Origin of the sequence: Burkholderia sp. LFS061 (assembly GCF_047978125.1) — a bacterium.
Lineage (GTDB): Bacteria > Pseudomonadota > Gammaproteobacteria > Burkholderiales > Burkholderiaceae > Burkholderia > Burkholderia pyrrocinia_C.
In genome coordinates, this window is sequence record NZ_JBFPFS010000035.1 from 47,345 (window position 1) to 71,507 (window position 24,163).

22 protein-coding genes are annotated in these 24,163 nt (G+C 67.2%); 12 read left to right on the forward strand and 10 right to left on the reverse strand.

Annotated features, from left to right (window positions below; translation table 11 throughout):
• Positions 1–31: 31 nt before the first annotated feature.
• Both ACNQQL_RS26015 and ACNQQL_RS26020 read right to left on the reverse strand, forming a co-directional pair.
• A complete protein-coding gene (locus tag ACNQQL_RS26015) occupies positions 32–1,759 on the reverse strand; it encodes a YadA family autotransporter adhesin (protein ID WP_347066734.1) in 1,728 nt (575 codons plus the stop codon).
• A gap of 420 nt (positions 1,760–2,179) precedes the next feature.
• Complete coding sequence (locus ACNQQL_RS26020; protein WP_347066697.1) at positions 2,180–3,025, reverse strand: helix-turn-helix transcriptional regulator; 846 nt, start codon at positions 3,023–3,025, stop codon at positions 2,180–2,182.
• A gap of 203 nt (positions 3,026–3,228) precedes the next feature.
• Between ACNQQL_RS26020 and ACNQQL_RS26025 the strand changes: the two genes are divergently transcribed.
• Together ACNQQL_RS26025 and ACNQQL_RS26030 are read left to right on the forward strand one after the other, a co-directional pair.
• Complete coding sequence (locus ACNQQL_RS26025) at positions 3,229–4,182, forward strand: DUF2167 domain-containing protein (protein ID WP_347066736.1); 954 nt, start codon at positions 3,229–3,231, stop codon at positions 4,180–4,182.
• A complete protein-coding gene (locus tag ACNQQL_RS26030; protein WP_072444600.1) occupies positions 4,179–4,904 on the forward strand; it encodes a site-2 protease family protein in 726 nt (241 codons plus the stop codon). Before ACNQQL_RS26025 ends, ACNQQL_RS26030 begins: the two co-directional genes overlap by 4 nt.
• 74 nt (positions 4,905–4,978) lie before the next feature.
• Here ACNQQL_RS26030 and ACNQQL_RS26035 read toward each other — a convergent pair whose 3' ends face one another.
• Positions 4,979–6,355 (reverse strand): MFS transporter, encoded by a 1,377-nt coding sequence (locus ACNQQL_RS26035; RefSeq protein WP_347066699.1) that lies wholly within the window; start codon positions 6,353–6,355, stop codon positions 4,979–4,981.
• 252 nt (positions 6,356–6,607) lie between these two features.
• Here ACNQQL_RS26035 and ACNQQL_RS26040 point away from each other — a divergent pair, with 252 nt between their 5' ends.
• The gene (locus ACNQQL_RS26040) at positions 6,608–8,185 is read left to right on the forward strand and encodes an aldehyde dehydrogenase (NADP(+)) (protein ID WP_347066701.1); all 1,578 of its coding nucleotides are present in this window, start codon (positions 6,608–6,610) and stop codon (positions 8,183–8,185) included.
• A 133-nt stretch (positions 8,186–8,318) separates the two neighbouring features.
• Here ACNQQL_RS26040 and ACNQQL_RS26045 read toward each other — a convergent pair whose 3' ends face one another.
• Together ACNQQL_RS26045 and ACNQQL_RS26050 are read right to left on the reverse strand one after the other, a co-directional pair.
• Positions 8,319–8,690 (reverse strand): type II toxin-antitoxin system VapC family toxin, encoded by a 372-nt coding sequence (locus ACNQQL_RS26045; RefSeq protein WP_175917054.1) that lies wholly within the window; start codon positions 8,688–8,690, stop codon positions 8,319–8,321.
• Positions 8,687–8,884, reverse strand: coding sequence for a type II toxin-antitoxin system VapB family antitoxin (locus tag ACNQQL_RS26050; protein ID WP_072444647.1), 198 nt, complete (start codon positions 8,882–8,884; stop codon positions 8,687–8,689). Before ACNQQL_RS26050 ends, ACNQQL_RS26045 begins: the two co-directional genes overlap by 4 nt.
• A gap of 266 nt (positions 8,885–9,150) precedes the next feature.
• On the opposite strand from ACNQQL_RS26050, the gene ACNQQL_RS26055 reads away from it, so the two are divergent.
• Positions 9,151–9,702, forward strand: a complete 552-nt coding sequence (locus ACNQQL_RS26055; protein WP_034181774.1) for a hypothetical protein — start codon at positions 9,151–9,153, stop codon at positions 9,700–9,702.
• A 198-nt stretch (positions 9,703–9,900) separates the two neighbouring features.
• Here ACNQQL_RS26055 and kdgD read toward each other — a convergent pair whose 3' ends face one another.
• Positions 9,901–10,815, reverse strand: a complete 915-nt coding sequence (gene kdgD, locus ACNQQL_RS26060) for a 5-dehydro-4-deoxyglucarate dehydratase (RefSeq protein ID WP_347066704.1) — start codon at positions 10,813–10,815, stop codon at positions 9,901–9,903.
• A 230-nt stretch (positions 10,816–11,045) separates the two neighbouring features.
• Here kdgD and garD point away from each other — a divergent pair, with 230 nt between their 5' ends.
• The 4 genes from garD (at position 11,046) to ACNQQL_RS26080 (ending at position 14,376) form a co-directional block, all read left to right on the forward strand.
• Positions 11,046–12,599, forward strand: a complete 1,554-nt coding sequence (garD, locus tag ACNQQL_RS26065; RefSeq protein ID WP_105391105.1) for a galactarate dehydratase — start codon at positions 11,046–11,048, stop codon at positions 12,597–12,599.
• Between the two features lie 218 nt (positions 12,600–12,817).
• On the forward strand, positions 12,818–13,210 hold the full coding sequence (locus ACNQQL_RS26070) for a nuclear transport factor 2 family protein (RefSeq protein ID WP_347066706.1): 393 nt from the start codon (positions 12,818–12,820) through the stop codon (positions 13,208–13,210).
• Positions 13,211–13,287: 77 nt separating this feature from the next.
• The gene (locus ACNQQL_RS26075) at positions 13,288–13,743 is read left to right on the forward strand and encodes an RbsD/FucU family protein (protein ID WP_072444612.1); all 456 of its coding nucleotides are present in this window, start codon (positions 13,288–13,290) and stop codon (positions 13,741–13,743) included.
• Between the two features lie 195 nt (positions 13,744–13,938).
• Entirely contained in the window at positions 13,939–14,376 is a 438-nt protein-coding gene (locus ACNQQL_RS26080) for a DoxX family protein (RefSeq protein WP_072444614.1), read from the forward strand.
• Positions 14,377–14,475: 99 nt separating this feature from the next.
• On the opposite strand, the gene ACNQQL_RS26085 is transcribed toward ACNQQL_RS26080, so the two are convergent.
• Positions 14,476–15,786, reverse strand: a complete 1,311-nt coding sequence (locus ACNQQL_RS26085; protein WP_347066709.1) for an MFS transporter — start codon at positions 15,784–15,786, stop codon at positions 14,476–14,478.
• A gap of 313 nt (positions 15,787–16,099) precedes the next feature.
• Positions 16,100–17,236 carry a branched-chain amino acid ABC transporter substrate-binding protein gene (locus ACNQQL_RS26090; RefSeq protein WP_347066711.1) on the reverse strand — a complete coding sequence of 379 codons (1,137 nt, stop codon included), beginning with the start codon at positions 17,234–17,236 and terminating at the stop codon, positions 16,100–16,102.
• Between the two features lie 650 nt (positions 17,237–17,886).
• On the opposite strand from ACNQQL_RS26090, the gene ACNQQL_RS26095 reads away from it, so the two are divergent.
• Complete coding sequence (locus tag ACNQQL_RS26095; RefSeq protein WP_034181780.1) at positions 17,887–18,681, forward strand: AraC family transcriptional regulator; 795 nt, start codon at positions 17,887–17,889, stop codon at positions 18,679–18,681.
• Positions 18,682–18,751: 70 nt separating this feature from the next.
• Here the strand turns inward: ACNQQL_RS26095 and ACNQQL_RS26100 are convergent, their stop codons facing one another.
• Both ACNQQL_RS26100 and ACNQQL_RS26105 read right to left on the reverse strand, forming a co-directional pair.
• Positions 18,752–19,015: a hypothetical protein gene (locus ACNQQL_RS26100; protein ID WP_072444620.1), complete on the reverse strand. Its 264-nt coding sequence runs from the start codon at positions 19,013–19,015 to the stop codon at positions 18,752–18,754.
• 287 nt (positions 19,016–19,302) lie between these two features.
• On the reverse strand, positions 19,303–21,195 hold the full coding sequence (locus tag ACNQQL_RS26105) for a bifunctional sugar phosphate isomerase/epimerase/4-hydroxyphenylpyruvate dioxygenase family protein (RefSeq protein WP_347066714.1): 1,893 nt from the start codon (positions 21,193–21,195) through the stop codon (positions 19,303–19,305).
• Positions 21,196–21,452: 257 nt separating this feature from the next.
• Between ACNQQL_RS26105 and aroQ the strand changes: the two genes are divergently transcribed.
• Genes aroQ through ACNQQL_RS26120 form a run of 3 tightly spaced genes read left to right on the forward strand, consistent with a single transcriptional unit; the run spans position 21,453 to position 24,151 of the window.
• Positions 21,453–21,908 carry a type II 3-dehydroquinate dehydratase gene (gene aroQ / locus ACNQQL_RS26110; protein WP_034181783.1) on the forward strand — a complete coding sequence of 152 codons (456 nt, stop codon included), beginning with the start codon at positions 21,453–21,455 and terminating at the stop codon, positions 21,906–21,908.
• The gene (locus ACNQQL_RS26115) at positions 21,905–22,774 is read left to right on the forward strand and encodes a shikimate dehydrogenase (protein ID WP_204421967.1); all 870 of its coding nucleotides are present in this window, start codon (positions 21,905–21,907) and stop codon (positions 22,772–22,774) included. Before aroQ ends, ACNQQL_RS26115 begins: the two co-directional genes overlap by 4 nt.
• Before the next feature lie 33 nt (positions 22,775–22,807).
• On the forward strand, positions 22,808–24,151 hold the full coding sequence (locus ACNQQL_RS26120; protein WP_347066717.1) for an MFS transporter: 1,344 nt from the start codon (positions 22,808–22,810) through the stop codon (positions 24,149–24,151).
• Positions 24,152–24,163 lie beyond the last annotated feature (12 nt).

Sequence of the window (24,163 nt, forward strand, 5' to 3'; positions counted from 1 at the left end):
CAGCTCCCGACGCGTTGCCGCTGCAGCTGGATTACCAGCGGTAGCCGACGCCGGCGCCCGCGCCGAACGAGCCATGGCCCGACACGGCCGTCGTCACCGAGCCTTTGACCAGCCATTTCGCCGTGGCGACGGAAAGGCCGACCGCCATTGCGCTTTGGCCGCCATACGTGCCGCCGCCGAGGGCGACCACCTTCTCGCCGGGCAGCACGGCTTGCGGCATGTTCGCCATCGCGATCGCGCTTGCCGTGCCGGCATTCGCGTCTTTGCGATACTTCGACATTTCTTCGCGAACCGAATTGATTGCGCCGTTCAACTGACGCACGTTGACGCCGTCCGTCGGCGCCGTGCCGTCGGCCATGTTGGTGAGCTGACGTTCGGCACCGGGCGAACCGATCGATACCGTGTTGTCCCGGTCGGCGACCGAGTTCGCTCCCAACGCGACCGAATTGCTGGCGGTCGCGCGGCTGTTCGTGCCGATCGCGGTAGAGTCCTTGCCGGAGACATTCGACCCTGCGCCGATCGCCGTTCCGTTCGGCGCGGTAACTTTCGAATTCGTGCCGATGGCGGTTCCGTTCGTCGCCGTGACGGTGGAATTGACGCCGATGCCCGTACCGTTATCGCCCGAGACATTGGAGCCGTCGCCGATCGCGGTCCCGTTCGGCACGCTGACCCGCGTATTTTTGCCGATTGCGGTGTCTGTATCGTCCGTCACCGTGCCGCTCGGGACGCTCGACGAAATTTTGCCGACGGTCGTCGTGAGCGTTGCCAGATCCGCCGTCAACGTGGAAACCTGGTTTGCGATCGAGAAGAGCTGCGAGCCGTTGACTGCATCCGTGCTGGTCGCGCTGATCGCGCCGGCCGCGACGTTCACGATCTGACGCTCGGCGCCCGCGCTGCCGACGCTGACCACACCCACGGGCGTGCCCGCGAAGCCACCGTAGCTGACGCCGTTGAGCGTCACGCTGTTGACGGTCGTGAAAGCGCGCGTAGACGCGTTCGAGCCCAGTGCGACGGAATTCGCATCGGCGGCGTTCGCGCCTTCGCCGATCGCGACCGCATTCACTGCGGATGCCGTCGCACGCGCAATGGCGATGCTCCCGACAGCAGAGGCCGAACTGTCGACGCCGAGCGCTACCGCATCGTTCGCGCCGGCGTTTGCCTGAAAGCCGAGCGACGTACCGCCGGCCGCAATGCTGCCCTTGCCCACGGCCGTGGAGAATGTCGTGGTGGCGCTGGCGCTTTGCCCGACCGCCGTCGACTGGTCGACGGCGAACGCGCCCTGGCCGAAGGCGGATGCCGTCGTGCCGTTCGCGATGGCTCCGTTGCCGACTGCCGTCGCCTGGGTTCCGACCGCGCTTGCGGCCGTGCCCATCGCCGTCGCCTGGTCGCCGGTTGCCACGGCATTTCCGCCGACGGCCGTTGCAAACGTACCGGTCGCGGCCGCCATGCGGCCGATCGCGACGGTTTCGCTATAGGCTCCGGTCGACGAGCCCGAATTCGCTACTGCCGCAGTGCCGATCGCCACGTTGTCGCAGCCCGTTGCAGCGGCCGGATACGTGCCGCTTCCCGAGATGGCGATGTTGCCGACACAGCCGGCCGACGTTTCGGTCGACGTCCCGTTCTGCACATAGTCGGCGCGCGCGGGTGCGGAAGCCGCGAATGCGACAACCGCTGCGCTCACGGCGATGGCCAGCGCTGCTTTCGACTTCGCCGGCGCGCGCAGTGCCGGATTCCCCAACCCTCGATGCATCTTGCTCATGTTTTTCCTAGGCTCGATATGAAAATTGTGTTGTGGCTTGCTTGTCGTTCTCACGATTTCCCGATCGCAGTGCATTCGCGATCTTTTTTGCCGAAGCCCTTGTTCGAATACAGTCCGATTGAAAAGATGTACTAAACAAATTTGACATTCGGCGGAGTGAGTCCAGGGGGAAATGGCACGGGTGCCGCTACATTTGACGTTTTCCGTAACGCGGACGCGTCCCGGATCTGCAGCATTGAGATGCGACGACGCATTTTGATCGGACTCGCCAGCGCCCATGTTTGCCATGGCGCCCGATCTCTATGCTTTGGGGAAAGTTCGTCGTCTTGATGGTTGCGCCGACCGCCGGCATACCGGTCCTGGGCGTGGAAGCGGGCGTTCGGGCGTCGGCTTCCGTCAATCTCCGCTGCGCGCTTGGTACTACGCCGCCACCGCGTCCGCCAGCTTTCGCATCGCGTTCACCGTTTCCGGATTCGCCGGAAAGAACGCCTCGATCGCGAGTTCCGACAGCGTCACGTCGACCGGCGTGCCGAACACTGTCGTCGTACTGAAGAACGTCAGCTCGCCGCCCGCGGTGCGCAGCCGCAGCGGCACGGCAATATCCGCGAAGTCGGTGTGCGCGTGCGCGTCGTCGGGCTGGCCGGCCGGCGCCGGATACGCGGCGAGCTCGTCGCGCAGCGCATGCAGCGTGCGGTCGCCGCTCGCATCGATCTGCCGCTGCAGCCGATGCAGGATGTGCGCGCGCCATTCATGCCAGTTGACGATCTGCGACGCGAGGCCGTCAGGATGCAGGCTCAGCCGCAGCACGTTGACGGGCGGCTGCAGCAGCGACGGATCGGCCTGCGCGACCAGCGCGCCGAGCATCCGGTTCGCGGCGAGCAGCGTCCAGTGGCGGTCGACCGCGAGCGCCGGGTACGGCTCATGGCCGCGCAGCACGGCTTCGACCGCATGGCGTGCGGCGTCCAGCTGCGGATCCGAGAACGGCCGCTCGCGAAAGAGCGGTGCAAAGCCGGCCGCAACCAGCAGCGCATTGCGCTCACGCAGCGGCACGTCGAGCCGTTCCGCGAGATGCAGCACCATCTTGCGGCTTGGCTGCGCGCGACCCGATTCGACGAAGCTCAGGTGGCGCGCCGAGACTTCCGCGTCGACCGCGAGCGCCATCTGGCTCAGGCGCCGGCGCTGGCGCCACGTGCGCAGCAGCGGGCCGATGCCGGACGCGCGGCCGGCGGACGGGGAGGGCGAATGGAGGGCGGCGGTCGGGTTCATGCAGCAGATGATAGGCAATCCCGCGCGCGTTGGGCATTACCTGCGACGTAAGCATCGCGCCGTTCCCCCGGGGGCGCCCCCGGCGCTGCGTTACCATAGCTTCCGTGCCACCTGAGAGGCGATTCCGGACCCGCGACGACAATGCATGGGCCGGTTCCGCGCACGTTTACAACAAGGCATTCCAGGGGAATCCAACAATGAAAATGAAAACGCTTGCCGTGCGGCTCGCCTGCGTGGCGACGCTCGCACTCGCCGCGACCAGCGGCCATGCGCAGACCGAAGCTGCGCAGGTGGAAATGAGGGCCGCCGCCGCGGCCGCCAACGAGGCCGTCGTCAAAGGGCCGACCGACATCGACGTGAAGCACGAAGCCGTGCTGAAGCTGAAGGCCGGCGAGTCGTTCGTGCCGGCCGCCGAAGCCGGCCGCTACCTGCGTTCGATGGGCAACTCGATCGACGAATCGAAGCTGGTCGGCCTCGTGCTGCCCGACGATCCCGACGCCGACTGGATTTCGGTCGTGTCGTTCGAGCCGAGCGGCTACATCCGCGACGACGACGCGAAGGACTGGAAGCCCGACGAACTGCTGAAGAACCTGCAGGCCGGCACCGAGGAAAACAACCCGGCACGCAAGGAACGCGGCCTGCCCGAAACCGAGGTGGTCGGCTGGGCAAAAGCGCCCGCATACGACGCGGCCACGCACCGGCTCGTGTGGTCCGCGATCATCCGTGACAAGGGTGCGGCCCCGAACGCCGCGAACGACGGCGTGAACTACCGGACGCTCGTGCTCGGCCGCGACGGCTACCTGTCGCTGACGATGGCGTCGACGCTGGCCGATCTGCCGAAGTACAAGGCGTCGGCCGACGGCCTGCTGTCGAACATCAGCTTCAACGACGGCAAGCGCTATGCCGATTTCAACAAGTCGACCGACCATGTCGCGGAGTACGGCCTCGCGGCGCTGATCGTCGGCGTCGGCGCGAAGAAGCTCGGCCTGCTCGCGCTGATCGGCGCATTCGCGGTGAAGTTCTTCAAGATCGGCGCGGTCGGGCTGCTGGCCGGCGGCGCCGCGCTGAAGCGCTTCTTCGGGCGCAAGCCGAAGGCGGCCGCGGTGCCGGCCGTCGCCGATGCGTCCGACGCAACCGGCACGGAGCGCAAGGAATGACGAAGCTGTTGCTGCTGATCTTCGGCGGCCTCAAGCTCGGCAAGGTGCTCGTTTCGGCGGGCACCATGCTGGCGTCGATCGCGGTCTACGCGCTGTTCTACGGCTGGCGGTTCGCGGCCGGTTTCGTCGCGCTGCTGCTGGTGCACGAGGCCGGCCACTACCTGGCCGCGCAGCGGCGCGGGCTCGACGTCGGGCTGCCGACGTTCATCCCGTTCGTCGGCGCATGGATCCAGCTGAAGGAGATGCCGCACGACGCGGAAACCGAAGCGTACGTCGGGCTCGCCGGGCCGTTCGTCGGCACGCTCGGCGCGCTGGCCTGCTACGCGGCTGCACGCCACTACGACAGCAACCTGCTGCTCGCGCTGTCGTACACGGGCTTCTTCCTGAACCTGTTCAACATGATTCCGCTGTCGCCGTTCGATGGCGGGCGGATCACCGCGGTGCTGTCGCCGCGCATCTGGTTCGCGGGCGTGCCGGTGCTGATCGCGCTGTTCGTGTATCGCCCGAGCCCGCTGCTGATCGTGATGGCGATCCTCGCGCTGCCGCAACTGAAGCGCGCGTGGCGCTACGATCCCGACGCGCCGGAGAACCGCGTGTACTACGCGACGTCGATCGAGACGAAGACGACGTACGCGCTCTGCTACGTCGGCCTGCTCGCGTTCCTCGCGCTGATGACATCCGGCGTGCACGACATGCTGCGCGTCGTGCATTCCGCGACCTGACGCAAGAACGGCGGCTGCTTTTACGCGGCCGCCGTCGTCTTCCATCCTTTTGCGCCGAAATTTTCCGCCGAAGCTCAAGCGTCGCGATGACGCAGCTCGACGCGCCTGATGTCCTTCACGATCACGAGATAGCTGAACACCGTGACGAGCGCGTTCATCCCGACGAACACGAGCGCGCCGTTGAACGAGCCGCTTGCGCCGACGAGGTAGCCGATCGCGATCGGCGCGACGATGCCGGCCGTGTTGCCGAACATGTTGAACAGGCTGCCCGACAGGCCGATCGCTTCCTTCGGCGCGGTATCCGCGACGACGGCCCAGCCGAGCGAGCCGATCCCCTTGCCGAAGAACGATACGGCCATCAGCGCGATCACGAGCGCTTCGCTGTCGACGTAATTGCAGCCGATGATGACCATCGACAGCAACATCCCGCCGACGATCGGAATCTTGCGCGCGAGCGTCAGCGACACGCCGCGGCGGATCAGCGCGTCCGACAGCATCCCGCCGAGCACGCCGCCGAGGAACCCGCAGATCGCGGGCAGCGACGTCATGAAACCGGCCTTCAGCAGCGACATGCCGCGCGCCTGCACGAGGTAGATCGGGAACCACGTGAGGAAGAAGTACGTGAGCACGTTCACGCAGTATTGGCCGAGATAGACGCCGATCAGCATCCGGTTCGACAGCAGTTGGCGCACGTAGTACCAGCCGGCGACGCGGCTGCCTTCGGACGCCGGACCGGTGCCGCGCGACTTCGACCGCACGAGGCCGCCGCCCTGCTCGATATGGTCGAGCTCCGCGCGGTTCACGGCCGGATGGTCGGCCGGATCCTTCATCACGCGCAGCCACAGGAACGCAAGCGCAATGCCAGCGAGGCCGAGCCACAGGTACACGTGGTGCCAGCCGTACGCATGCGTGAGCCACGCCATCAGCGGCGAGAACACCACGGCCGCGAAATACTGCGCGGCGTTGAAGATCGCCGACGCCGTGCCGCGCTCGGCGGTCGGGAACCAGCTCGCGACGACTTTCGCGTTGGCGGGGAACGCGGGCGCCTCGGCGATGCCGACCGCGAAGCGCATCGCGAACAGCGCGGCGACCGCGAACGCGGCGCTGCCGCCGAGGCCGATCGTGCTCTGCAGCAGCGTGAACGCCGACCACAGGAAGATGCTCGCCGCATACACGCGCCGCGCGCCGAAGCGGTCGAGCAGCCAGCCGCTCGGCAGTTGCGCGAGCACGTACGCCCAACTGAATGCCGAGAAGATATAGCCCATCGTCACCGGATCGATGCCGAACGCCTTGCGGATCGGTGTACCGGTGATCGACAAAGTCGCGCGATCCGCGTAGTTGAGCGTCGTGACGACGAACAGCATCGCCAGGATCCAGTAGCGCACGGCGGTCCGGCGCGCGCTGCCGGCGAGTTCGATCGGAAGATCGCGGGGAGAGGTGTGGTCGTTCACTTTAAATGTACGTCGTCGTATGACATGGCTGAAAGTTTATTGAGAAAGCCCGAATTCAGAAACTTCGGGTTTTCCCTCGAGGATCGTCATCACAATGTGGGAAAGGCGCGCTTATGCTGACTGCACAAGGCTTTCCGGTGTATCGTCGACGCCATCGCAGGCGGTGAGAATGCTGCCATGCTGTCGGCAGACATCGTATCTGTTGAGATACAATTGACGGACTATTCCCGAACGAACCACGGAGCACACCCCATGCAACTGACTGGAGAGATGCTGATCGGCGCCGAAGCGGTGGCCGGGTCGGCCGGACCCTTGCACGCGTTCGATCCGACGAAGGGCGCACCGATCGATGCGCCGGCGTTCGGTGTCGCGACGCAGGCCGACGTCGACCGCGCGTGCGAACTCGCGCGCGACGCGTTCGATGCGTACCGCGCGCAGCCGCTCGCGGCCCGCGCGGCGTTTCTCGACGCGATCGCGGATGAAATCGTCGCGCTCGGCGACGCGCTGATCGAGCGCGCGCACGCCGAAACGGGCCTGCCCGTCGCGCGGCTGCAGGGCGAGCGCGGCCGCACCGTCGGCCAGCTCCGGCTGTTCGCGCGCGTCGTGCGCGACGGGCGCTTCCTCGCCGCATCGATCGATCCCGCGCAGCCCGCGCGCACGCCGCTGCCGCGCGCGGACCTGCGGCTGCAGAAGGTCGGGCTCGGGCCCGTCGCCGTGTTCGGCGCGAGCAACTTCCCGCTCGCGTTCTCGGTGGCCGGCGGCGATACGGCGTCGGCGCTCGCGGCCGGCTGCCCGGTAATCGTGAAGGCGCACGAAGCGCACCTCGGCACGTCCGAGCTGGTCGGCCGCGCGATCCGCGCCGCGGTTGCGAAATGCGGGATGCCGGCCGGCGTGTTCTCGCTGCTGATCGGCCCCGGCCGCGTGACCGGCGCGGCGCTCGTCAGCCATCCGGCGATCCAGGCCGTCGGCTTCACCGGTTCGCGGCAGGGCGGCATGGCGCTCGTGCAGCTCGCGAACGCGCGTCCGCAGCCGATTCCCGTCTACGCGGAAATGAGCAGCATCAATCCCGTCGTGCTGTTCCCGGCCGCGCTCGCCGCGCGCGGCGACGCGATCGCGACGGGCTTCGTCGATTCACTGACGCTCGGCGTCGGCCAGTTCTGTACGAACCCCGGCCTCGTGCTCGCGATCGACGGCCCCGACCTCGACCGCTTCGAGACCGTTGCTGCGCAGGCGCTCGCGAAGAAGCCGGCCGGCGTGATGCTCACGCGCGGCATCGCCGATGCGTATCGCAACGGCCGCGGCAAGCTGGCCGAACTGCCGGGCGTGCTCGAAATCGGCGCGGGCGAGGCCGCGCAGACCGAATGCCAGGCGGGCGGCGCGCTGTATGAAGTCGGCGCGCAGGCGTTCCTGGCCGAGCCGGCGTTCAGCCACGAGGTGTTCGGGCCGGCGTCGTTGATCGTGCGCTGCCGCGATCTCGACGAAGTCGCGCGTGTGCTCGACGCGCTCGAAGGCCAACTCACGGCCACGCTGCAGATGGACGCCGACGACAAGCCGCTCGCGCGCCGGCTGCTGCCGATCCTCGAACGCAAGGCCGGGCGCCTGCTCGTCAACGGTTACCCGACCGGCGTCGAGGTGTGCGATGCGATGGTGCACGGCGGGCCGTTCCCCGCGACGTCGAACCCCGCCGTCACGTCGGTCGGCGCGACGGCGATCGAGCGCTTCCTGCGGCCCGTGTGCTACCAGGACTTCCCGGACGACCTGCTGCCCGAAGGGCTGCAGGAAAGCAATCCGCTCGCGATTGCGCGTCTGCGGGACGGGAAGGCGGAGTGACGGGGCGGATCGATTGAGGGCACGATACCCGGTGGTTGGTGCGCCGGGGCAGAGAAACAGAAAGGCGGAAGTGGCCGGTGGGCCGCTTCCGCCTTTTTGCATGGCGGGCGTTCGTGCCGTCGATCTCGTCGGGTCAGTGGGCGGGGTGAGCGGCGAGCTGCAGGCGGTCGGCTGCGGCCAGCAGGCGCCGGTCGCGTGTCCACAGCTTGCTGCCGCTGGTCAGTCTGACTGAAGCGAGCAGGTGCGCGTCGACGTAACCGATGCCGAGTCCGTGAAGCGGCACGACATCGATCATGCGTTGAACCTCGTCGTCGGTTGCCGAGGTGGCAGCGGGGAGGTCGCGCAGCGCGTCCAGCACGGTCTGGCGATCGCGCAGGCTGCCGAGCGAAAGCTCGCCGACCACGAACGGATGGATCAATACCCGCTCGGCTTCGAGCAGCGTAGTGAGCGCCGCATCACCGGCTCGCAGGTGGTCGATCCAGACGGACGTGTCGACAAGAATCATGCTGGCTCCGACGGGCGGCGCGGCACGGGTTCGAGATCGGGTTCGGTGCCGCCGAGACGAGCCAGCCGTCGTGCGCTTTCGCGGGCAATCAGCGCGCGCAGTGCTTCTCTTACCAGCGCCGACTTTTCGGTGACGCCAGTCAACTGCTGCGCTTTGGCGAGCAGGGCGTCGTCCAGGGATAAGGTGGTGCGCATGATCGGCTTCCGAAACGATAGGTGCATCAATTATGTCACCGATTGATGTCGATTGTGATGCCTCGCGCTGAGGGGGAGATGACCGGGGGCATGTTGGTGCAGCACGGTGGGTCGGGCGGGGTGAGCGGCGGCACCGGGGGCCAGGCTGTCGTCGATCTTGCCGTCTTCCGCGTCGCCCGAATTTCTCCTACAGTAGCGAAGCCCCGGGCCGCACGGTCCGTGGGCGAGCCTGAGAGACCGACAAAAGACAACGAGGGAACCCTCCGATGAACATCAACAAGCGTGGCGATCACCTGTTCGCGGCCGGATTGTGGAAAGCGATCGGCGACGTCGCGAAATCCGTGCGCACCCAGATCGGCCAATACAGCGAAGGGCGCGTGCTCGCGAACGCGCTGCTGGAATTCCAGCGGGACCTGGGCGGCAGCGAATTCGACCTGACGATCAACCAGGGGCGGCTCGTCACGGGCGCCGACGCGCATTCGCTCATGTTCGGGCAGGCCGTCCGACGTTTCCGGCAGGACATGGAAGCGCTCGTGTTCGCGCTCCAATACCGGCGCAGCATCGACGAACGCGACCAGGGCCTGCGCGCCGAAGCGTTGACGCAGGCGAACAGCCAGCTCGCGACCGCGAAGCAGTCGGCGACGATCACGGTCGGCCGGTTCTTCGACGCGGTCGTCGATCGCGATGTGCTCGGGCAGATCCTCGACGGCGAATCGAAGGCGCGTGCGCGTACGGGCGCGCAGGACCAGATCGAGGCAACGCGGGTCAAGCTGGGGAACGTGCGCTACCGGATCGTCGGGATCATCGCGCAGATGTGACGGAGGCGGCCGGCCCGCGAAGCGGGTGGCGTCGGGCGGAGCGCTGCGACGCCGCACGCATCGCGGCGGATGCGTGCACGATTACCGATACAAACGACCGCGGCAGATACAAACCGGCCGCGACACAAAAACGTTGCGCACTGCGTAACGGCGAGCCGGCCGCGGCGCCGATGCAGGCGCCGCGCCGGCCACCCCCGCTTACTGTGGGCCCATCTTCCTGATCAGCACGTCGAGCTCCGCCGCCTCTTCGTCGGTGAGGTCGACGAGCGGCGCGCGCACGGGGCCCGCGTCGTGGCCGACGAGCTTCGCGCCCGCCTTCACGATGCTGACCGCATAACCCGCGCGGCGATTGCGGATCTTCAGGTACGGCAGGAAGAAATCGTCGATCAGGCGGCCGACCGTCGCGTGGTCGTCCTTCGCGATCGCTTCGTAGAAATCCATCGCCGTCTTCGGGATGAAGTTGAACACGGCCGACGAGTACACCGGCACGCCGAGCGCCTTGTACGCGGCGGCATAGACTTCGGCCGTCGGCAGGCCGCCGAGGTACGCGAACCGGTCGCCGAGGCGGCGGCGGATCGTGACCATGCTTTCGATTTCGCCGACGCCGTCCTTGAAGCCGATCAGGTTCGGGCAACGGTCGGCAAGGCGCTCGAGCATGTCGGCGTTCAGCTTCGAATTCGCGCGGTTGTACACCACGACGCCGATCTTCAGCGCGCGGCACACCTGTTCGACGTGGTCGGCGATCCCTTCCTGGCTCGCTTCGGTCAGGTAGTGCGGCATCAGCAGCACGCCGCTCGCGCCGAGGCGCTCGGCTTCCTGCGCATATTCGATCGCGACGCGCGTCGCGCCGCCCGCGCCGGCGAGGATTGGCACCTTGCCCTTGCAGGTTTCCGTCGCGACGCGGATCACGTCCGAATACTCGCGCTGCGTGAGCGAGAAGAATTCACCGGTGCCGCCGGCCGCGAACAGGGCGCTCGCACCATACGGCGCCAGCCATTCGAGGCGCTCGGCATAGGTGGTCGGGCGGAAGTTGCCGTCGGCGTCGAAGTCGGTCAGCGGAAACGACAGCAGGCCGTGGGAAATGATTTGTTTGAGTTCTTGCGGTGAAGTCATGGTTGGGTCGTCCGTCTAGCGCGAGTGCTGGGTTCGTCGGGAACGGCATACGAGCCACATTGGCGATGTCGTTGTATGTCATCGTACAACGAGGGAAAGGGTGGCGCAAGCGGTTTGCTGGCTGCTCGATAGTAGGGTCTTTCCGGATAAGGGTTTACGCAGAATCCCCGGTTGAGGCCGATTGTCGTATGATGACTAACGATATGACCGGTCGCTTCCAGGAAATTCCGATGACTGCTTCTCCTCTCTACATCCGCGTGCATCCGGACGACAACGTCGCGATCGTCGTCAACGACGGCGGCTTGCGCGAAGGCGCGACGTTCGCCGACGGGCTGACACTGCGCGAAGGCGTGCCGCAGGGGCACAAGGTTGCGCTTGCCGACCTCGCGGCCGGCGACCCGATCGTCCGCTACAACGTGGTGATCGGCTATGCACTGACCGACCTGCGGCGCGGCAGCTGGGTCAACGAGCGCACGATGCGCATGCCCGAGCCGCCGGGGCTCGACGACCTGCCGCTCGCGACGCGTGCCGCGCCGCCGCTGGCGCCGCTCGAAGGCTATACGTTCGAGGGCTTCCGCAATGCCGACGGCTCGGTCGGCACGCGCAACATCCTCGCGATCACGACGACCGTGCAGTGCGTGTCGGGCGTCGTCGAGCATGCGGTGAAGCGGATCAAGGCCGAGCTGCTGCCGCGCTACCCGAACGTCGACGACGTGGTCGGGCTCGAGCACACGTACGGTTGCGGCGTCGCGATCGATGCGCCCGACGCCGACATCCCGATCCGCACGCTGCGCAACATCAGCCTGAACCCGAACTTCGGCGGCGAGGTGATGACCGTGAGCCTCGGCTGCGAGAAGCTGCAGCCCGAGCGCCTGCTGCCGCCCGGCACGATTCCGGTGGCCGCCGACGGCGCGACCGACAACGGCGGTGTCGTGTGCCTGCAGGACGCCGCGCACGTCGGCTTCAACTCGATGATCGACTCGATCATGACGATGGCCGAATCGCATCTCGAGCGGCTGAACCGCCGCCGCCGCGAGACGTGCCCCGCGTCGGATCTCGTCGTCGGCGTGCAGTGCGGCGGCAGCGATGCGTTCTCGGGGCTCACCGCGAACCCGGCCGTCGGCTTCGCGGCCGACCTGCTCGTGCGCGCGGGCGCGACAATCATGTTCTCCGAGGTGACGGAAGTGCGCGACGGCGTCGCGCAGCTCACGTCGCGCGCGGCGAACGAGGATATTGCACGCGAGATCATCCGCGAGATGGACTGGTACGACCGTTACCTGCAGCGCGGCCGCGTCGACCGCAGCGCGAACACGACGCCCGGCAACAAGAAGGGCGGCCTGTCGAACATCGTCGAGAAGGCGATGGGTTCGATCGTGAAATCGGGCAGCGCGCCGATCGCCGGCGTCGTGCGCCCCGGCGATCGCGCGCGGCAGAAGGGGCTGCTGTACGCTGCGACGCCTGCGAGCGACTTCATCTGCGGCACGCTGCAGCTCGCGGCGGGGATGAACCTGCACGTGTTCACGACCGGCCGCGGCACGCCGTACGGCCTCGCGCAGGTGCCGGTGATCAAGGTCGCGACGCGCAGCGATCTCGCGCGCCGCTGGCACGACCTGATGGATCTCGACGCCGGGCAGATCGCGACCGGCGCGGCCACGATCGAGGACGTGGGCTGGGAACTGTTCCGGCTGATGCTCGACGTCGCGAGCGGCAAGCGCCGCACGTGGGCCGAGCAATGGAAGCTCGCGAATGCGCTGACGCTGTTCAATCCGGCGCCGGTGACCTGACGCGCGCGGTGGTGACGGCAGACGATGCGGGCGCCTTCGGGCGCCCGTTTTTGCTGTGGCGGCGGGCTCGCGATGCGGCGCATGCATGTCGTACGCGGCCGGCACGAATTCCTTACCTCGCACGTAATCGACCGCCCGCGCGAGGCCGGCGACGATAGCTGCACGCGGACACGAAACGTTCGCGACACCGTCCCCTCATCGACACAAGGAGCCTCGCCATGAACACCGCCCAATCCGCACGGTCCGCTCACGCCGACCTGATCGACCGCTACTTCGACGCATGGAACGAACCCGACGTCGCGCGCCGCCGCGCGCTGATCGATGCGACCTACGCGAGCGATGCGACCTATCGCGATCCGCTGATGGCCGGCGACGGCCACGCGGGCATCGACACGATGATCGCGGCCGTGCAGGCGCGCTTCCCCGCATACCGCTTCCGCCGCACGACCGACGTCGACGCGTTCGGCCAGCATCTGCGGTTCTCGTGGGCGCTCGTGTCGCCCGACGGCGCGGCGATCGCGAAGGGCTCGGACTTCGGCACCGTCGATGTGTCGGGCCGTCTCGCATCGGTCACGGGTTTCATCGACGAAATGCCCGTCGCGGCGTCGTGAAGCGAGCGATACCTGCCCGGCGGCGACAGGGATCGGGTAACTTATGCGTTCATTCCTGATCCTGGAGACAAGCCGACATGTTGAAGAATCTCGACCCGCTGCTGCACGCCGACATCCTGCACACGCTGCGCGCGATGGGCCACGGTGACGAAATCGCGATCTGCGACGCGAATTTTCCGGCGGAATCCGTCGCGGAGCACACGGTGGTCGGCCGCGCGCTGCGGATCGACGGCGCCGATTCGGCGCGCGTCGCGCGTGCGGTGCTGTCCGTGCTGCCGCTCGATACGTTCGTCGACACACCCGCATGGCGGATGGAAGTCGTCGGCGACGCGGCTGCGGTGCCGCCCGTGCAGCGCGAGGTGCAGGCGGAGATCGACCGCGCGGAAGGGCGTGCGGTGCCGCTCACTGGCGTCGAGCGTTTCGCGTTCTACGAGCGCGCGCAGCAGGCGTATGCGGTGATCGTCACCGGCGAACTGCGCGGTTACGGCTGCTTCATCTTCAAGAAAGGCGTGCTGTTGAGCGACGCGGGCTAAACGCTTTTTTCGTGCCGCCGCAAGCGGGCCGCGCGACCGCTGCCGTGTAAAGATTTGCTACAACCTTTTTCTTGGACACGGCCGAAAGACCCTCTATGCTGGCCCATTTGCCGCAGGCCCAGCAGGGCCGCGCGGCCCCCGAGCTTCACGGGCGCGCCCCGTGCGGCCGGCCGAACTGCATACGAGGAGAGAGGCATGACGCGTTCCGTCGATTCCGGCGTCATTTTTTTCGCACGCCTGGCGCTGGCGGCGTTGTTCCTGTGGGGCGGCGTGATGAAGCTGCTCGGCTACGGCGATTTCGTCGGTTACCTGCATGGGTTGAACGTGCCGTATCCGCAGGTCGTCGCGCCGATCGTCGTCGCAATCGAGGGGCTTGGCGGCCTGCTGCTGATCGTCGGCTACAAGGTGAAGCCGCTCGCGCTGCTGATGGCGTTCTATACGGTCGCGACCGCGATGGTCGGGCACAATTTCTGGGATGCGACGGACGCCGCGGTCCAGCATGAGATGGTGATCCACTTCTGGAAGAACATCTCGATCGCCGGCGGTTTCCTGCTGCTGTTCGTCACCGGCGCCGGCGGCGCGAGCATCGACGGCCTGCGCCGTCCGAGTTCGTCGTACGGCGGCTTGCGCTGATCGCACGCGCGCCGTTGCGCTGAAGCAAAACGAAAGGGCCGAATCCCGCACGCCGCGGGATTCGGCCCTTTGTTCATGGAACGGGCGCGTGCGCCGCGTTCAGTGCGCGTCCTTCACGTCCTTCGCATCCTTCGAGAACTGCACGGCGATCCCGCCGAGCACGCAGATCGTCGCGACGTACACGACCGGTGCGAGCGGATTCGACTTCATCATCAGCGACACGATCACCGGCGTGAGGCCGCCGAAGATTGCATACGCGACGTTGTACGAGAACGAGATGCCCGAGAAGCGCACGACGGCCGGGAAGCTCTTGACCATCACGAACGGCACTGCGCCGATCGTGCCGACCATGAAGCCCGCGATCCCGTAGTAGAGCGGCAGCGTCGACGCGTCCGCCGCGACCTGCACGAACAGCAGGTAGTAGCACGCGGCCAGCCCGAGGCCGCCGATGCCGAGCACGCGCTTCGCGCCGATCCAGCCCGCGAGCGAACCCGCGGTGATGCAGCCGGCCGTCAGGCACAGCGTCGCGACGCTGTTCGCGAACAGCGTCGTCGCGGGCGTCAGGTGGAACTGCTTCTGCAGCAGCGCGGGCGTCATCAGGATCACGACGACGATTGCCGCGGACAGCATCCACGTGAGCAGCATCGACACGATCACCGCGCGGCCGTGGTCGCGCAGCACGGCCTTCAGCGGAATCTCGGCCGCGAGCGCCTTTTTCGCCTTCATCTCGGCGAACACCGGCGTTTCATGCAGCCAGCGGCGCAGGTACACGGAGAACAGCCCGAACACGCCGCCGAGCAGGAACGGGATGCGCCATGCGAACGCGGCGACTTCGGCGGTCGAGTAACGGCTGTTGATGCCGGCGGCGACGAGCGAGCCGAGCAGGATGCCGGCCGTGAGGCCCGCGGTCAGCGTGCCGCAGGCATAACCGATATGGCGCGACGGCACATGCTCGGACACGAATACCCACGCGCCCGGCACTTCGCCGCCGACCGCCGCGCCCTGCAGCACGCGGAACAGCAGCAGCAACACCGGCGCGAGGATGCCGATCGAGTCGTAGGTCGGCAGCAGGCCCATCAGCAGCGTCGGCACGGACATCATCAGCACGCTCAGCGTGAACATCCGCTTGCGGCCGAACAGGTCGCCGAAGTGCGCCATGATCACGCCGCCGAGCGGACGCGCGAGATAGCCGGCCGCGAAGATGCCGAACGTCTGCAATTGGCGCAGCCAGTCGGGAATGTCGTGCGGGAAGAACAGCTGCCCTATCGCCGGTGCGAAGAACACGAAGATGATGAAGTCGTAGAACTCGAGGGCGCCGCCGAGTGCGGCGAGGCCAAGGGTCTTGTAGTCGCTGCGCGTGAGCGCGCGTTCGGCGGCGCGAGGCACGCCGCTCAATTCGGAAGCTTGCATGGTCAGGACGATCGGTTTTCGAATGTTGTTGTCGGTGCTGCGTCTCCAGGGCCCGCTATCGGCATGGACTGACAAGGCGCGGCTTGCGTCGTCGAGGCGTGCCGGGTGCCGGATAGGGCACGAAACACGCACCGCCGCACCGGGATGGGGCGCGGCGCAGACGAAGCGTCAAAGCGGGTGGGGGGATTCTACAGGAGCGCGAAATGCGCGCGCGGGTGCGCACCGAGGAAGGCTTCGAACGTCCAGCCGAAGCGTGCGCGGCGCGGGCGGCCGGTGAGCCGCTTCCCGCGCCGCGCGGGGCATGTTTCGCGTATCAGTTGCCGGCGATCGTATCGACCGGCTTGAACGCGCCGTGCTCGACCTTGTAGATCGTGACCGGCGCATCCTTCAGGTCGCCCTTCGTGTCGTAAGCGATGCTGGGGGCCGACACACCCTTGACCGATACCTTGCCGAGATACGGCGTGTACACCTTCGGGTCGGTCGAGTTCGCGTCCTTCATCGCGGTGAGCAGCGCGATCGTGCCGTCATACGAGTACGGTGAGTACGTAATCACGTCTTCGTTGAAGCGCGCCTTGTAGCGTGCTGCGTAGCCGGCGAAGCCCGGCATCTTTTCCTTCGGCAGCCCGCCCATGTAGACGATCGCGCCTTCGGCCGCTTCGCCGCCGACTTTCAGGAACGTCGGCGAGCGCGACATCTCGCCCGTCACGAACGCCGCTTTCATCCCGAGCTGGCGCATCTTGCGGATCATCGGCGACGATTGCGCGTCGCCGCCGCCGTAGAAGACCGCGTCGGGATTGACGCCCTTGAGGTTGGTCAGGATCGCCGAGAAATCGAGCGCCTTGTCGTTCGTGAAGTCGCGCTTCACGATCGTGCCGCCCGCCGCCTCCACGGCCTTCGCGAATTCGTCGGCGATGCCCTGGCCGTAGGCCGTGCGGTCGTCGATGATCGCGATGCGCTTGAAGCGCAGCGTCTTCACCGCGTACGTGCCGACGATGCGGCCCGCCTGCGCGTCGCTCGTCAGCAGCCGGTAGGTCGTCTTGTAGCCGCGCGCCGTGTATTGCGGCGACGTCGCCATCGAGATCTGCGGCAGCCCCGCGCGATCGTACAGGTCGGACGCCGGGATGCTGGTGCCCGAGTTGAAGTGGCCGATGATCCCGCGGACGTTGTCATCGATCAGCCGCTGCGCGACGGTCGTGCCGGTGCGCGGGTCGGCCTGGTCGTCCTGCGAGTCGAGCTGGAACGTGACGGGCTTGCCGCCGATCGTCGGGCGCGTCGCGTTGAAGTCGGCGATCGCGAGTTGCACGCCCTTCTGCATGTCCGAGCCGTAGTTCGACTGCGGGCCGGTCAGCGGTGCGGCGAAACCGATCTTGACGACGTCGGCGGCGATGGCGTGCGTGCCCGACAGTGCGCAGGCGGCAGCCAGCGCGACGTACGATACCTTCAGCTTCACTTTCACTTCCCCTTGATGGCGTGGTTGGGCCGCCGCCGGCTAGCGGGCCGGCGCCGGTAAACCGGGCGAGACGGTTCGGTCGGCCGGCCGATGCGAAGGCCATGCCTACTCGCCGCGGGCAGCCCGGGTTGTGCCGGAATCGGCGTGCGCTGCGGGTGATGCGGCGAGGCCGTGCGCGCCGATTGCTGCAGCGGCGCGGTGTCGTCTCGTGACCGTGAAGCAAAGTCTAGATAGCGAAAATGCGCGCGTCTTGCGCGTTCGGTGCGCGGCCGGCGACGATATCGGCATATCGTCGATAACCCTGATATATGCCGAAATCGTCATGTCGAATGCGCAATCGCGCCAAGACGCTGCACGTCCGCATTTTTAGGATGGTGGATCCGGACACGCAGTGCCGGTGCGCCAATGCGGCAGGTCGGCATCGGCGCATGCGTGACTGCATGCGGCGGCGCAAGCGGATTCGCGGCTGGCCGCCGTACCCGCAGCGCGGTAGTTGCGCGCGCAACGTATGTCGCTTGCCGATGCCGGCCGATCGGCGGCGCGATGCGACGGCTGCCGCCAGCTTGCCCGCCCCCCACGATCGGCGCGACGCGATTGAAGGGGCGCTCCTATAATCGACGCCATCTGCCACTCGCTTCGCGGATGCCGGGATGACGACCTTGCTTGCCGTACCGCCCATGAGCCTGTCCGACACGTTGCGCTACCAGCCCGACAACGCCGATTTCGGCGCGATGCTCGCGCATTTCCGCCTGCTCGAACCGGTGTTCGATGCGCTGCCGGACGTCGCGTTCTTCGTGAAGGATGCGAGCGGTCGCTACGCGCTCGTCAACCGCACGCTGGCGATGCGCTGCGGCTACAAGGACAAGCGCGACCTGCTCGGCAAGACGACCGACGAAGTGTTTCCGCGCCGCTTCGGCCGCAGCTATTTCGAGCAGGACATGGCGACGATCAACGCCGGCCAGCAATTGATGGACCAGCTCGAGCTGCACCTGTATCCGGGCCGCCAGCCGGGCTGGTGCCTGACCTGCAAGGAGCCGCTGCGCGACGCCGCGGGCAAGGTGGTCGGCCTCGCGGGCATCTCGCGCGACCTGAAGGCGCACGAGGGATCGCATCCGGCCTACAGCAAGCTCGCCGACGTGGTCCAGCACATCCAGGATCACTACGTGCAGCCGCTGAACCTGAAGCATCTCGCGCAGATGGCCGGGATGTCGGTCGCGCAGCTCGAACGCTATTTCCACAAGGTGTTCCACCTGACGCCGCGCCAGGTGCTGCTGAAGACGCGGCTCGATGCGGCCACCGCGCTGCTCGTCACGCACGACAAGGTGACCGACGTCGCGGCGCTATGCGGCTATACGGATCACAGCGCGTTCACGCGCCAGTTCAAGGCGACGGTCGGCGTGACGCCGACGGAATACAGGTTGATGCTGCAGGAGCGGGCGGGGTGACGCGAGACGCCGGAAGGGCCGGCGCGTCGCAGGGATCGGGGCGATGCGGGGAAGCGGGGAAAACGGCGGCTCAGCGGTAGCCGAGCCCTTTCAGGACGGCCGTGCCGTCTTCGGTCAGCCGGAAGCTCGGGGCCGTATCGGCGTCGAGCTTGATCATCTCGACGAGGCCGGCTTCCTGCAGCGCAGGCAATTCGGGTTTGGCGTTCGCTCCGATCGGCGCATGCAGCAGCACGAGCAGCGTCGCGATTTCGTGATGACTGAGCAGGCGGCGCAGCATCGTCTTCTTTGCAGGGGGCGCGGCCTGGCGGCCCGCGGGTGCTTCTACGGCGCTCATCGCTTTCCTCCTTTTCGAGATAACCATCGGGTACTGGTTGCGGATGGTGCCGTCGAAGACTTAAGCGATTCTTAAAACGGTGGCGGGCGACGGGATGCTGCGCTGCGGTACGGGTTACCGTATGTAACGTCATACGGAGCGCGGCTCCCGGCCGGGTCGCGGTCAGCCGCGCGGGCTGGTTCTCGGCCACTCGATTCGCCACGATGGTGCGCGCGGGATGCGGCCCTTTGAGTCGGACGCGGGCCGCGACGTGATCCGGCCCCAGACTCCCGATTCGCGTCCTTCCGTTATTTCCTGCGCTGCGCCTGCGCGGCGAGCCGCACGGCCGCGTTCGCCGCGCCGTAGCCGTCGTATCCGCCGCGCCGCTCGACGATCTCGAGCGAGAAGCGGTTGTCGACCAGTTCCGTATACGCGTGCAGGAATTCGCCGCCGTGCTCGTCGCGGTCGTACAGCAGGTGGTGCGCGCTCAGCGTGTCGATCAGCTCGTCCGGCAGTGCGTAGCGCGCGGCGAGATCGTCGTAGTAGTTCGGCGGAATGCGCAGGAACGGCACGCCGTCGGCCGCGAACGCGGCGATCGTCTTCACGATGTCGTCGGTGCGGAACGCGACGTGGTTCAGCCCGGTGCCGTGGTAGCGCTCGAGCGATTCGGCGACGGCCGTATGACGGTCGACCGACGCGTTCAGCGCGATCCGCACGGAGCCGTCGGCGCTGCGCACCGCGCGGCTGCGCATCAGCCCGTACGGATCGGGCACGAGCCAGCTGCGCTCGGCCTCGAAGCCGAACGCCGTCTTGAAGAACAGGATCCACGTGTCGAGCGCGTCGGCCGGCAGCGCGAGGCACACATGGTCGATGCCCGTCAGCGGGCCGACTTCGCTCGGGCCGTCGATGTCGGTCAGCACGAAGTCCGATTCATACAGCGTCGGCGCGTTCGGCGCTTCGTCGACGAAATACTCGAGGCTGCCGTCCGGCGCCTGCACGCTCGGCAGCACGCGCTCGTTCGGCCCGACGCGGCCGGAGAACGGCGCGTAGCCGAAGCCGGCCGCGCGTTCGAATGCCACTTTCGCGTCGTCGACGCGGAACGCAGACGCGCACAGCGACAGCCCGTGCCGCTGGAAGAACACATCGGCGAACGAGTCGCGCTCCGCGTTCAGCACGATCGACGCGGCGCCGTGCTGGAACAGCGTCACGTCCTTCGAGCGATGCCGGCCGGCGAGCCGGAAGCGCATCTTGCCAAGCCATTCGCCGACGGTCGCCGCCGCCTGCGCGTCGACCGCGAATTCGATGAACTGCAACCCGACGTGCGCGGGCGGCGCCGGCGGCGCGAAGAGCGGCTGGCCGGCGGCCGGCGCACGGCCGTCCTGCGCAAGCCGCGCGCGCGTCAGTTCTTCCAGATAGAGCAGCGAGCGATGGCCGTCGGCGGCCGTGATCGCGGTCGGTGCCGCGCGGAAGCCGTCGTTGAAGATCTCGAGCGACAGCGGCCCGGTGTAGCCCGATTCGATCACGCGCGCGGTGAAGCGCGCGAGGTCGAAGTCGCCCTGGCCCGGGAACGAGCGGTAGTGGCGGCTCCATTCGAGCACGTCCATCGCGAGTTTCGGCGCATCGGCGATCTGCACGAATGCGATGCGGTCGCCGGGAATCTCGGCGATCGCATCCGGCGAATCGTCGAGCGACAGCGTGTGGAAGCTGTCGAGCGCGAGGCCGAGATGCGGGCTGTTCACGGCGTTCACGAGTTTCCACGCATGGCCGTACCGGTTCACGACGCGGCCCCACGCAAGCGCTTCGTACGCGGCGACCACGCCGGCCTCCCGGGCGGCTTCGGCGAGCGCGCCGAGCTGGTCGACGAGCAGCCCGTCGTCCGCGATCGTGTCGGCCGACACGTTGCTGCAGACGAGGATGCGGTCGGTGCCGAGCGCGTGCATCACGTCGAACTTGCGCTTGATGCGATCGAGATTGCGTGCGAGCTGTGCCGCGCTCACGCCCTCGAAGTCGCGAAACGGCTGGAACAGCACGATGTCGAGGCCGAGATCGGCGGCCATGCGCCGGACGTCGGCCGGCGATCCGTCGAAGTAGACGAGGTCGTTTTCGAAGATTTCGACGCCGTCGAAGCCCGCGGCCTGGATGGCGGCGAGCTTCTCGGCGAGCGTGCCGGACAGTGACACGGTGGCGATCGAGCGCTGCATGGGCGAATCCTGCGGATGAGCGGGGCATGGCGTCGGTCGAACCGGCCCTGAATGAACCAGTCGTTGAGTTCCGGGCGCGCGCCATATCCCGAATTTACTGGGTAAGTGACATGGATTATACAAACTAACTAGTTGGTACAAATTAGCGAAAACCCGAAAAGACATTGCGCTTGCGCAAGCGCACACTAGCGCCAAATCTTGACGTCAGGGGGCGAAGTCGGCTAGCGATTCGCCCCCGTTTTAGGAGCAGAATCACCATGAGCAAGCACAAGGTGCTGGTGCTGAACGGCCCGAACCTGAATCTGCTGGGGACACGCGAGCCCCATATCTACGGCGCGGAAACGCTCGCCGACGTCGAGCAGCGCTGCCGCGCGGCGGCCGACGGGCTCGGGCTGGAGATCGATTTCCGCCAGTCGAACGCGGAGCACCAGCTGATCGACTGGCTGCATGCGGCGCGTCACGACACGCACGGCATCGTGATCAACCCGGCCGCCTATACGCATACGTCGGTGGCATTGGCCGATGCGCTGTCGGCGATCGCGAAGCCGGTGATCGAAGTGCATATCTCGAACGTGCATCGCCGCGAGGCGTTCCGTCACCATTCCTATGTGTCGGCGGTCGCCGAAGCCGTGATCTGCGGCTGCGGCACCGAAGGCTACGTGTTCGCGTTGCAGCGTCTGTCGACGCTGTTTGCGCAGGGAGCCGCGCGATGAGCCGCCCGTCGTTTCTGATCGGCCTGATCGGCCAGGGTATCGGCGGTTCGCTGTCGCCCGCGATGCACGAGGAAGAAGGATTCCGCCAGGGCTTCGGCTACGTCTACCGGCGCATCGATCTCGACGTGCTCGGCGTGACCGCCGACGCGCTGCCGCAACTGCTCGATGCGGCGCAGCGGATGGGCTACAACGGTCTCAATATCACGCACCCGTGCAAGCAGCGCGTGATCGAACACCTCGATGAGCTGTCGGACGATGCCCGCGCGCTCGGCGCAGTGAACACCGTGCTGTTCAAGGACGGCAAGCGGATCGGCCACAACACCGACTGGTCGGGCTTCGCGAAATCGTTCCGCCGCGGGCTGCCCGGTGCGTCGCTCGAACGCGTCGTCCAGCTCGGTGCGGGCGGCGCGGGCGCGGCCGTGGCTCATGCGGCGCTGCAGATGGGCGCGGCCGAACTGACGATTTTCGATGTCGATGGCGCGCGCGCCATCGCGCTCGCGGGCGAGCTGCAGCAGCGCTTCCCGGCCGCGCGCGTTGCGTCGGGCGGCGCTCCGTCCGGCGACGATCTCGCGGCCGCGATGCGCGCCGCGACGGGCCTGATTCACGCGACGCCGACCGGCATGACCAAGCACCCGGGCCTGCCGCTGCCGGCCGAGCTGCTCCACGCTGGCATGTGGGTGGCCGACATCGTGTATTTCCCGCTCGAAACCGAACTGATCCGCGCCGCGCGAGCGGCCGGCTGCGCCACGCTGCCAGGTGGCGGGATGGCCGTCTACCAGGCCGTCGACGCGTTCGAGATCTTCACCGGACGCACGCCCGACCCCGAGCGGATGTTCGATCACTTTCAGTCGCTCGTCGCGCGCTGACCCCCTTATAGAAAGAGAGACCAGGAGACGACCATGCAGCACACCACCCATACGAGTGCCGCGCCGGCGCAGGCGGCCGGCACGGTCCGGCGCACCTCGGCGCGCTACAAGATTCTCGCGCTGCTCGCGATCGGCACGATGATCAACTACCTCGACCGCACCGTGCTGGGGGTGGCTGCGCCGCAGCTCACCAAGGAGCTCGGCATCAACGCGGCCGTGATGGGCATCATGTTTTCCGCGTTTTCGTGGACGTACGTCGCGATGCAGGTGCCCGGCGGCCTGTTCCTCGACCGCTTCGGCAGCAAGATCACCTATTACTGGTCGATGACGCTGTGGTCGCTGTGCACGTTCCTGCAGGGCTTCGTGCCGGGCATCGCGACGCTGCTCGCATGCCGGCTCGGCCTCGGCGTGACGGAGGCGCCGTGCTTCCCGACCAACAGCCGCGTCGTCGCGACGTGGTTCCCGCAGAACGAGCGCGCGATGGCGACGGGCACCTATACCGTCGGCGAGTACATCGGCCTCGCGTTCTTCAGCCCCGTGCTGTTCGCGCTGATGGGCGCGTTCGGCTGGCGCTCGCTGTTCTGGGTCGTCGGCGCGGTCGGCATCGCGTTCGGCCTGGTCTGGTGGAAGTTCTATCACGAGCCGCGCAACCATCCGGGCGCCAATTCGGAGGAGCTTGCGTATATCGAGGCGGGCGGCGGTCTCGTGCACGCCGCACGCAAGGACGGCAACGACGGCGGCAAGGGCGAGCAGAGGAAGTTCAGCTGGGCGATGGCCGGCCAGCTGCTGAAGAAGCGCCAGCTCGCGGGCATCTGCCTCGGCCAGTTCGCCGGCAACTCGACGCTCGTGTTCTTCCTGACCTGGTTCCCTACCTATCTCGCGACCGAGCGCCACATGGGCTGGCTGAAGATCGGCTTCTTCGCGGTGATGCCGTTCATCGCCGCGTCGGTCGGCGTGATGTTCGGCGGGATCTTCTCCGACTGGCTGCTGCGCCGCGGCAAATCCGCGAACCTCGCACGCAAGCTGCCGATCATCGCGGGCCTGCTGCTCGCATCGACGATCATTCTCGCGAACTACGTGCAGAGCAACGAGGCCGTAATCGCGATCATGTCGGTCGCGTTCTTTGCGCAGGGGATGGCCGCGCTCGGCTGGACACTCGTGTCGGACATCGCGCCGGACGGCCTGCTCGGCGTGACGGGCGGCATCTTCAACTTCGCGGCGAACCTTGCGGGGATCGTCACGCCGCTGGTGGTCGGCTTCATCGTCGCGTCGACCGGCTCGTTCGTCGGCGCGCTCGTGTTCATCGGCGTGATCGCGCTGGTCGGGGCGCTGTCGTACATCTTCGTCGTCGGCGACATCAAGCGGATCGAGCTGTAAGCATCACCTCCA

Bases quoted from the DNA above. Each gene is read 5' to 3' on its own strand.
- ACNQQL_RS26075 (WP_072444612.1), top strand. From the start codon at position 13,288: ATGTTGAAGAATCTCGACCCGCTGCTGCACGCCGACATCCTGCACACG.
- ACNQQL_RS26020 (WP_347066697.1), bottom strand. From the start codon at position 3,025: ATGAACCCGACCGCCGCCCTCCATTCGCCCTCCCCGTCCGCCGGCCGC.
- ACNQQL_RS26085 (WP_347066709.1), bottom strand. From the start codon at position 15,786: ATGCAAGCTTCCGAATTGAGCGGCGTGCCTCGCGCCGCCGAACGCGCG.
- ACNQQL_RS26015 (WP_347066734.1), bottom strand. From the start codon at position 1,759: ATGAGCAAGATGCATCGAGGGTTGGGGAATCCGGCACTGCGCGCGCCG.
- ACNQQL_RS26100 (WP_072444620.1), bottom strand. From the start codon at position 19,015: ATGAGCGCCGTAGAAGCACCCGCGGGCCGCCAGGCCGCGCCCCCTGCA.
- ACNQQL_RS26105 (WP_347066714.1), bottom strand. From the start codon at position 21,195: ATGCAGCGCTCGATCGCCACCGTGTCACTGTCCGGCACGCTCGCCGAG.
- ACNQQL_RS26030 (WP_072444600.1), top strand. From the start codon at position 4,179: ATGACGAAGCTGTTGCTGCTGATCTTCGGCGGCCTCAAGCTCGGCAAG.
- garD (WP_105391105.1), top strand. From the start codon at position 11,046: ATGACTGCTTCTCCTCTCTACATCCGCGTGCATCCGGACGACAACGTC.
- ACNQQL_RS26070 (WP_347066706.1), top strand. From the start codon at position 12,818: ATGAACACCGCCCAATCCGCACGGTCCGCTCACGCCGACCTGATCGAC.
- ACNQQL_RS26040 (WP_347066701.1), top strand. From the start codon at position 6,608: ATGCAACTGACTGGAGAGATGCTGATCGGCGCCGAAGCGGTGGCCGGG.
- ACNQQL_RS26115 (WP_204421967.1), top strand. From the start codon at position 21,905: ATGAGCCGCCCGTCGTTTCTGATCGGCCTGATCGGCCAGGGTATCGGC.
- ACNQQL_RS26080 (WP_072444614.1), top strand. From the start codon at position 13,939: ATGACGCGTTCCGTCGATTCCGGCGTCATTTTTTTCGCACGCCTGGCG.
- ACNQQL_RS26025 (WP_347066736.1), top strand. From the start codon at position 3,229: ATGAAAACGCTTGCCGTGCGGCTCGCCTGCGTGGCGACGCTCGCACTC.
- ACNQQL_RS26095 (WP_034181780.1), top strand. From the start codon at position 17,887: ATGACGACCTTGCTTGCCGTACCGCCCATGAGCCTGTCCGACACGTTG.
- ACNQQL_RS26120 (WP_347066717.1), top strand. From the start codon at position 22,808: ATGCAGCACACCACCCATACGAGTGCCGCGCCGGCGCAGGCGGCCGGC.
- ACNQQL_RS26055 (WP_034181774.1), top strand. From the start codon at position 9,151: ATGAACATCAACAAGCGTGGCGATCACCTGTTCGCGGCCGGATTGTGG.
- ACNQQL_RS26050 (WP_072444647.1), bottom strand. From the start codon at position 8,884: ATGCGCACCACCTTATCCCTGGACGACGCCCTGCTCGCCAAAGCGCAG.
- aroQ (WP_034181783.1), top strand. From the start codon at position 21,453: ATGAGCAAGCACAAGGTGCTGGTGCTGAACGGCCCGAACCTGAATCTG.
- ACNQQL_RS26045 (WP_175917054.1), bottom strand. From the start codon at position 8,690: ATGATTCTTGTCGACACGTCCGTCTGGATCGACCACCTGCGAGCCGGT.
- kdgD (WP_347066704.1), bottom strand. From the start codon at position 10,815: ATGACTTCACCGCAAGAACTCAAACAAATCATTTCCCACGGCCTGCTG.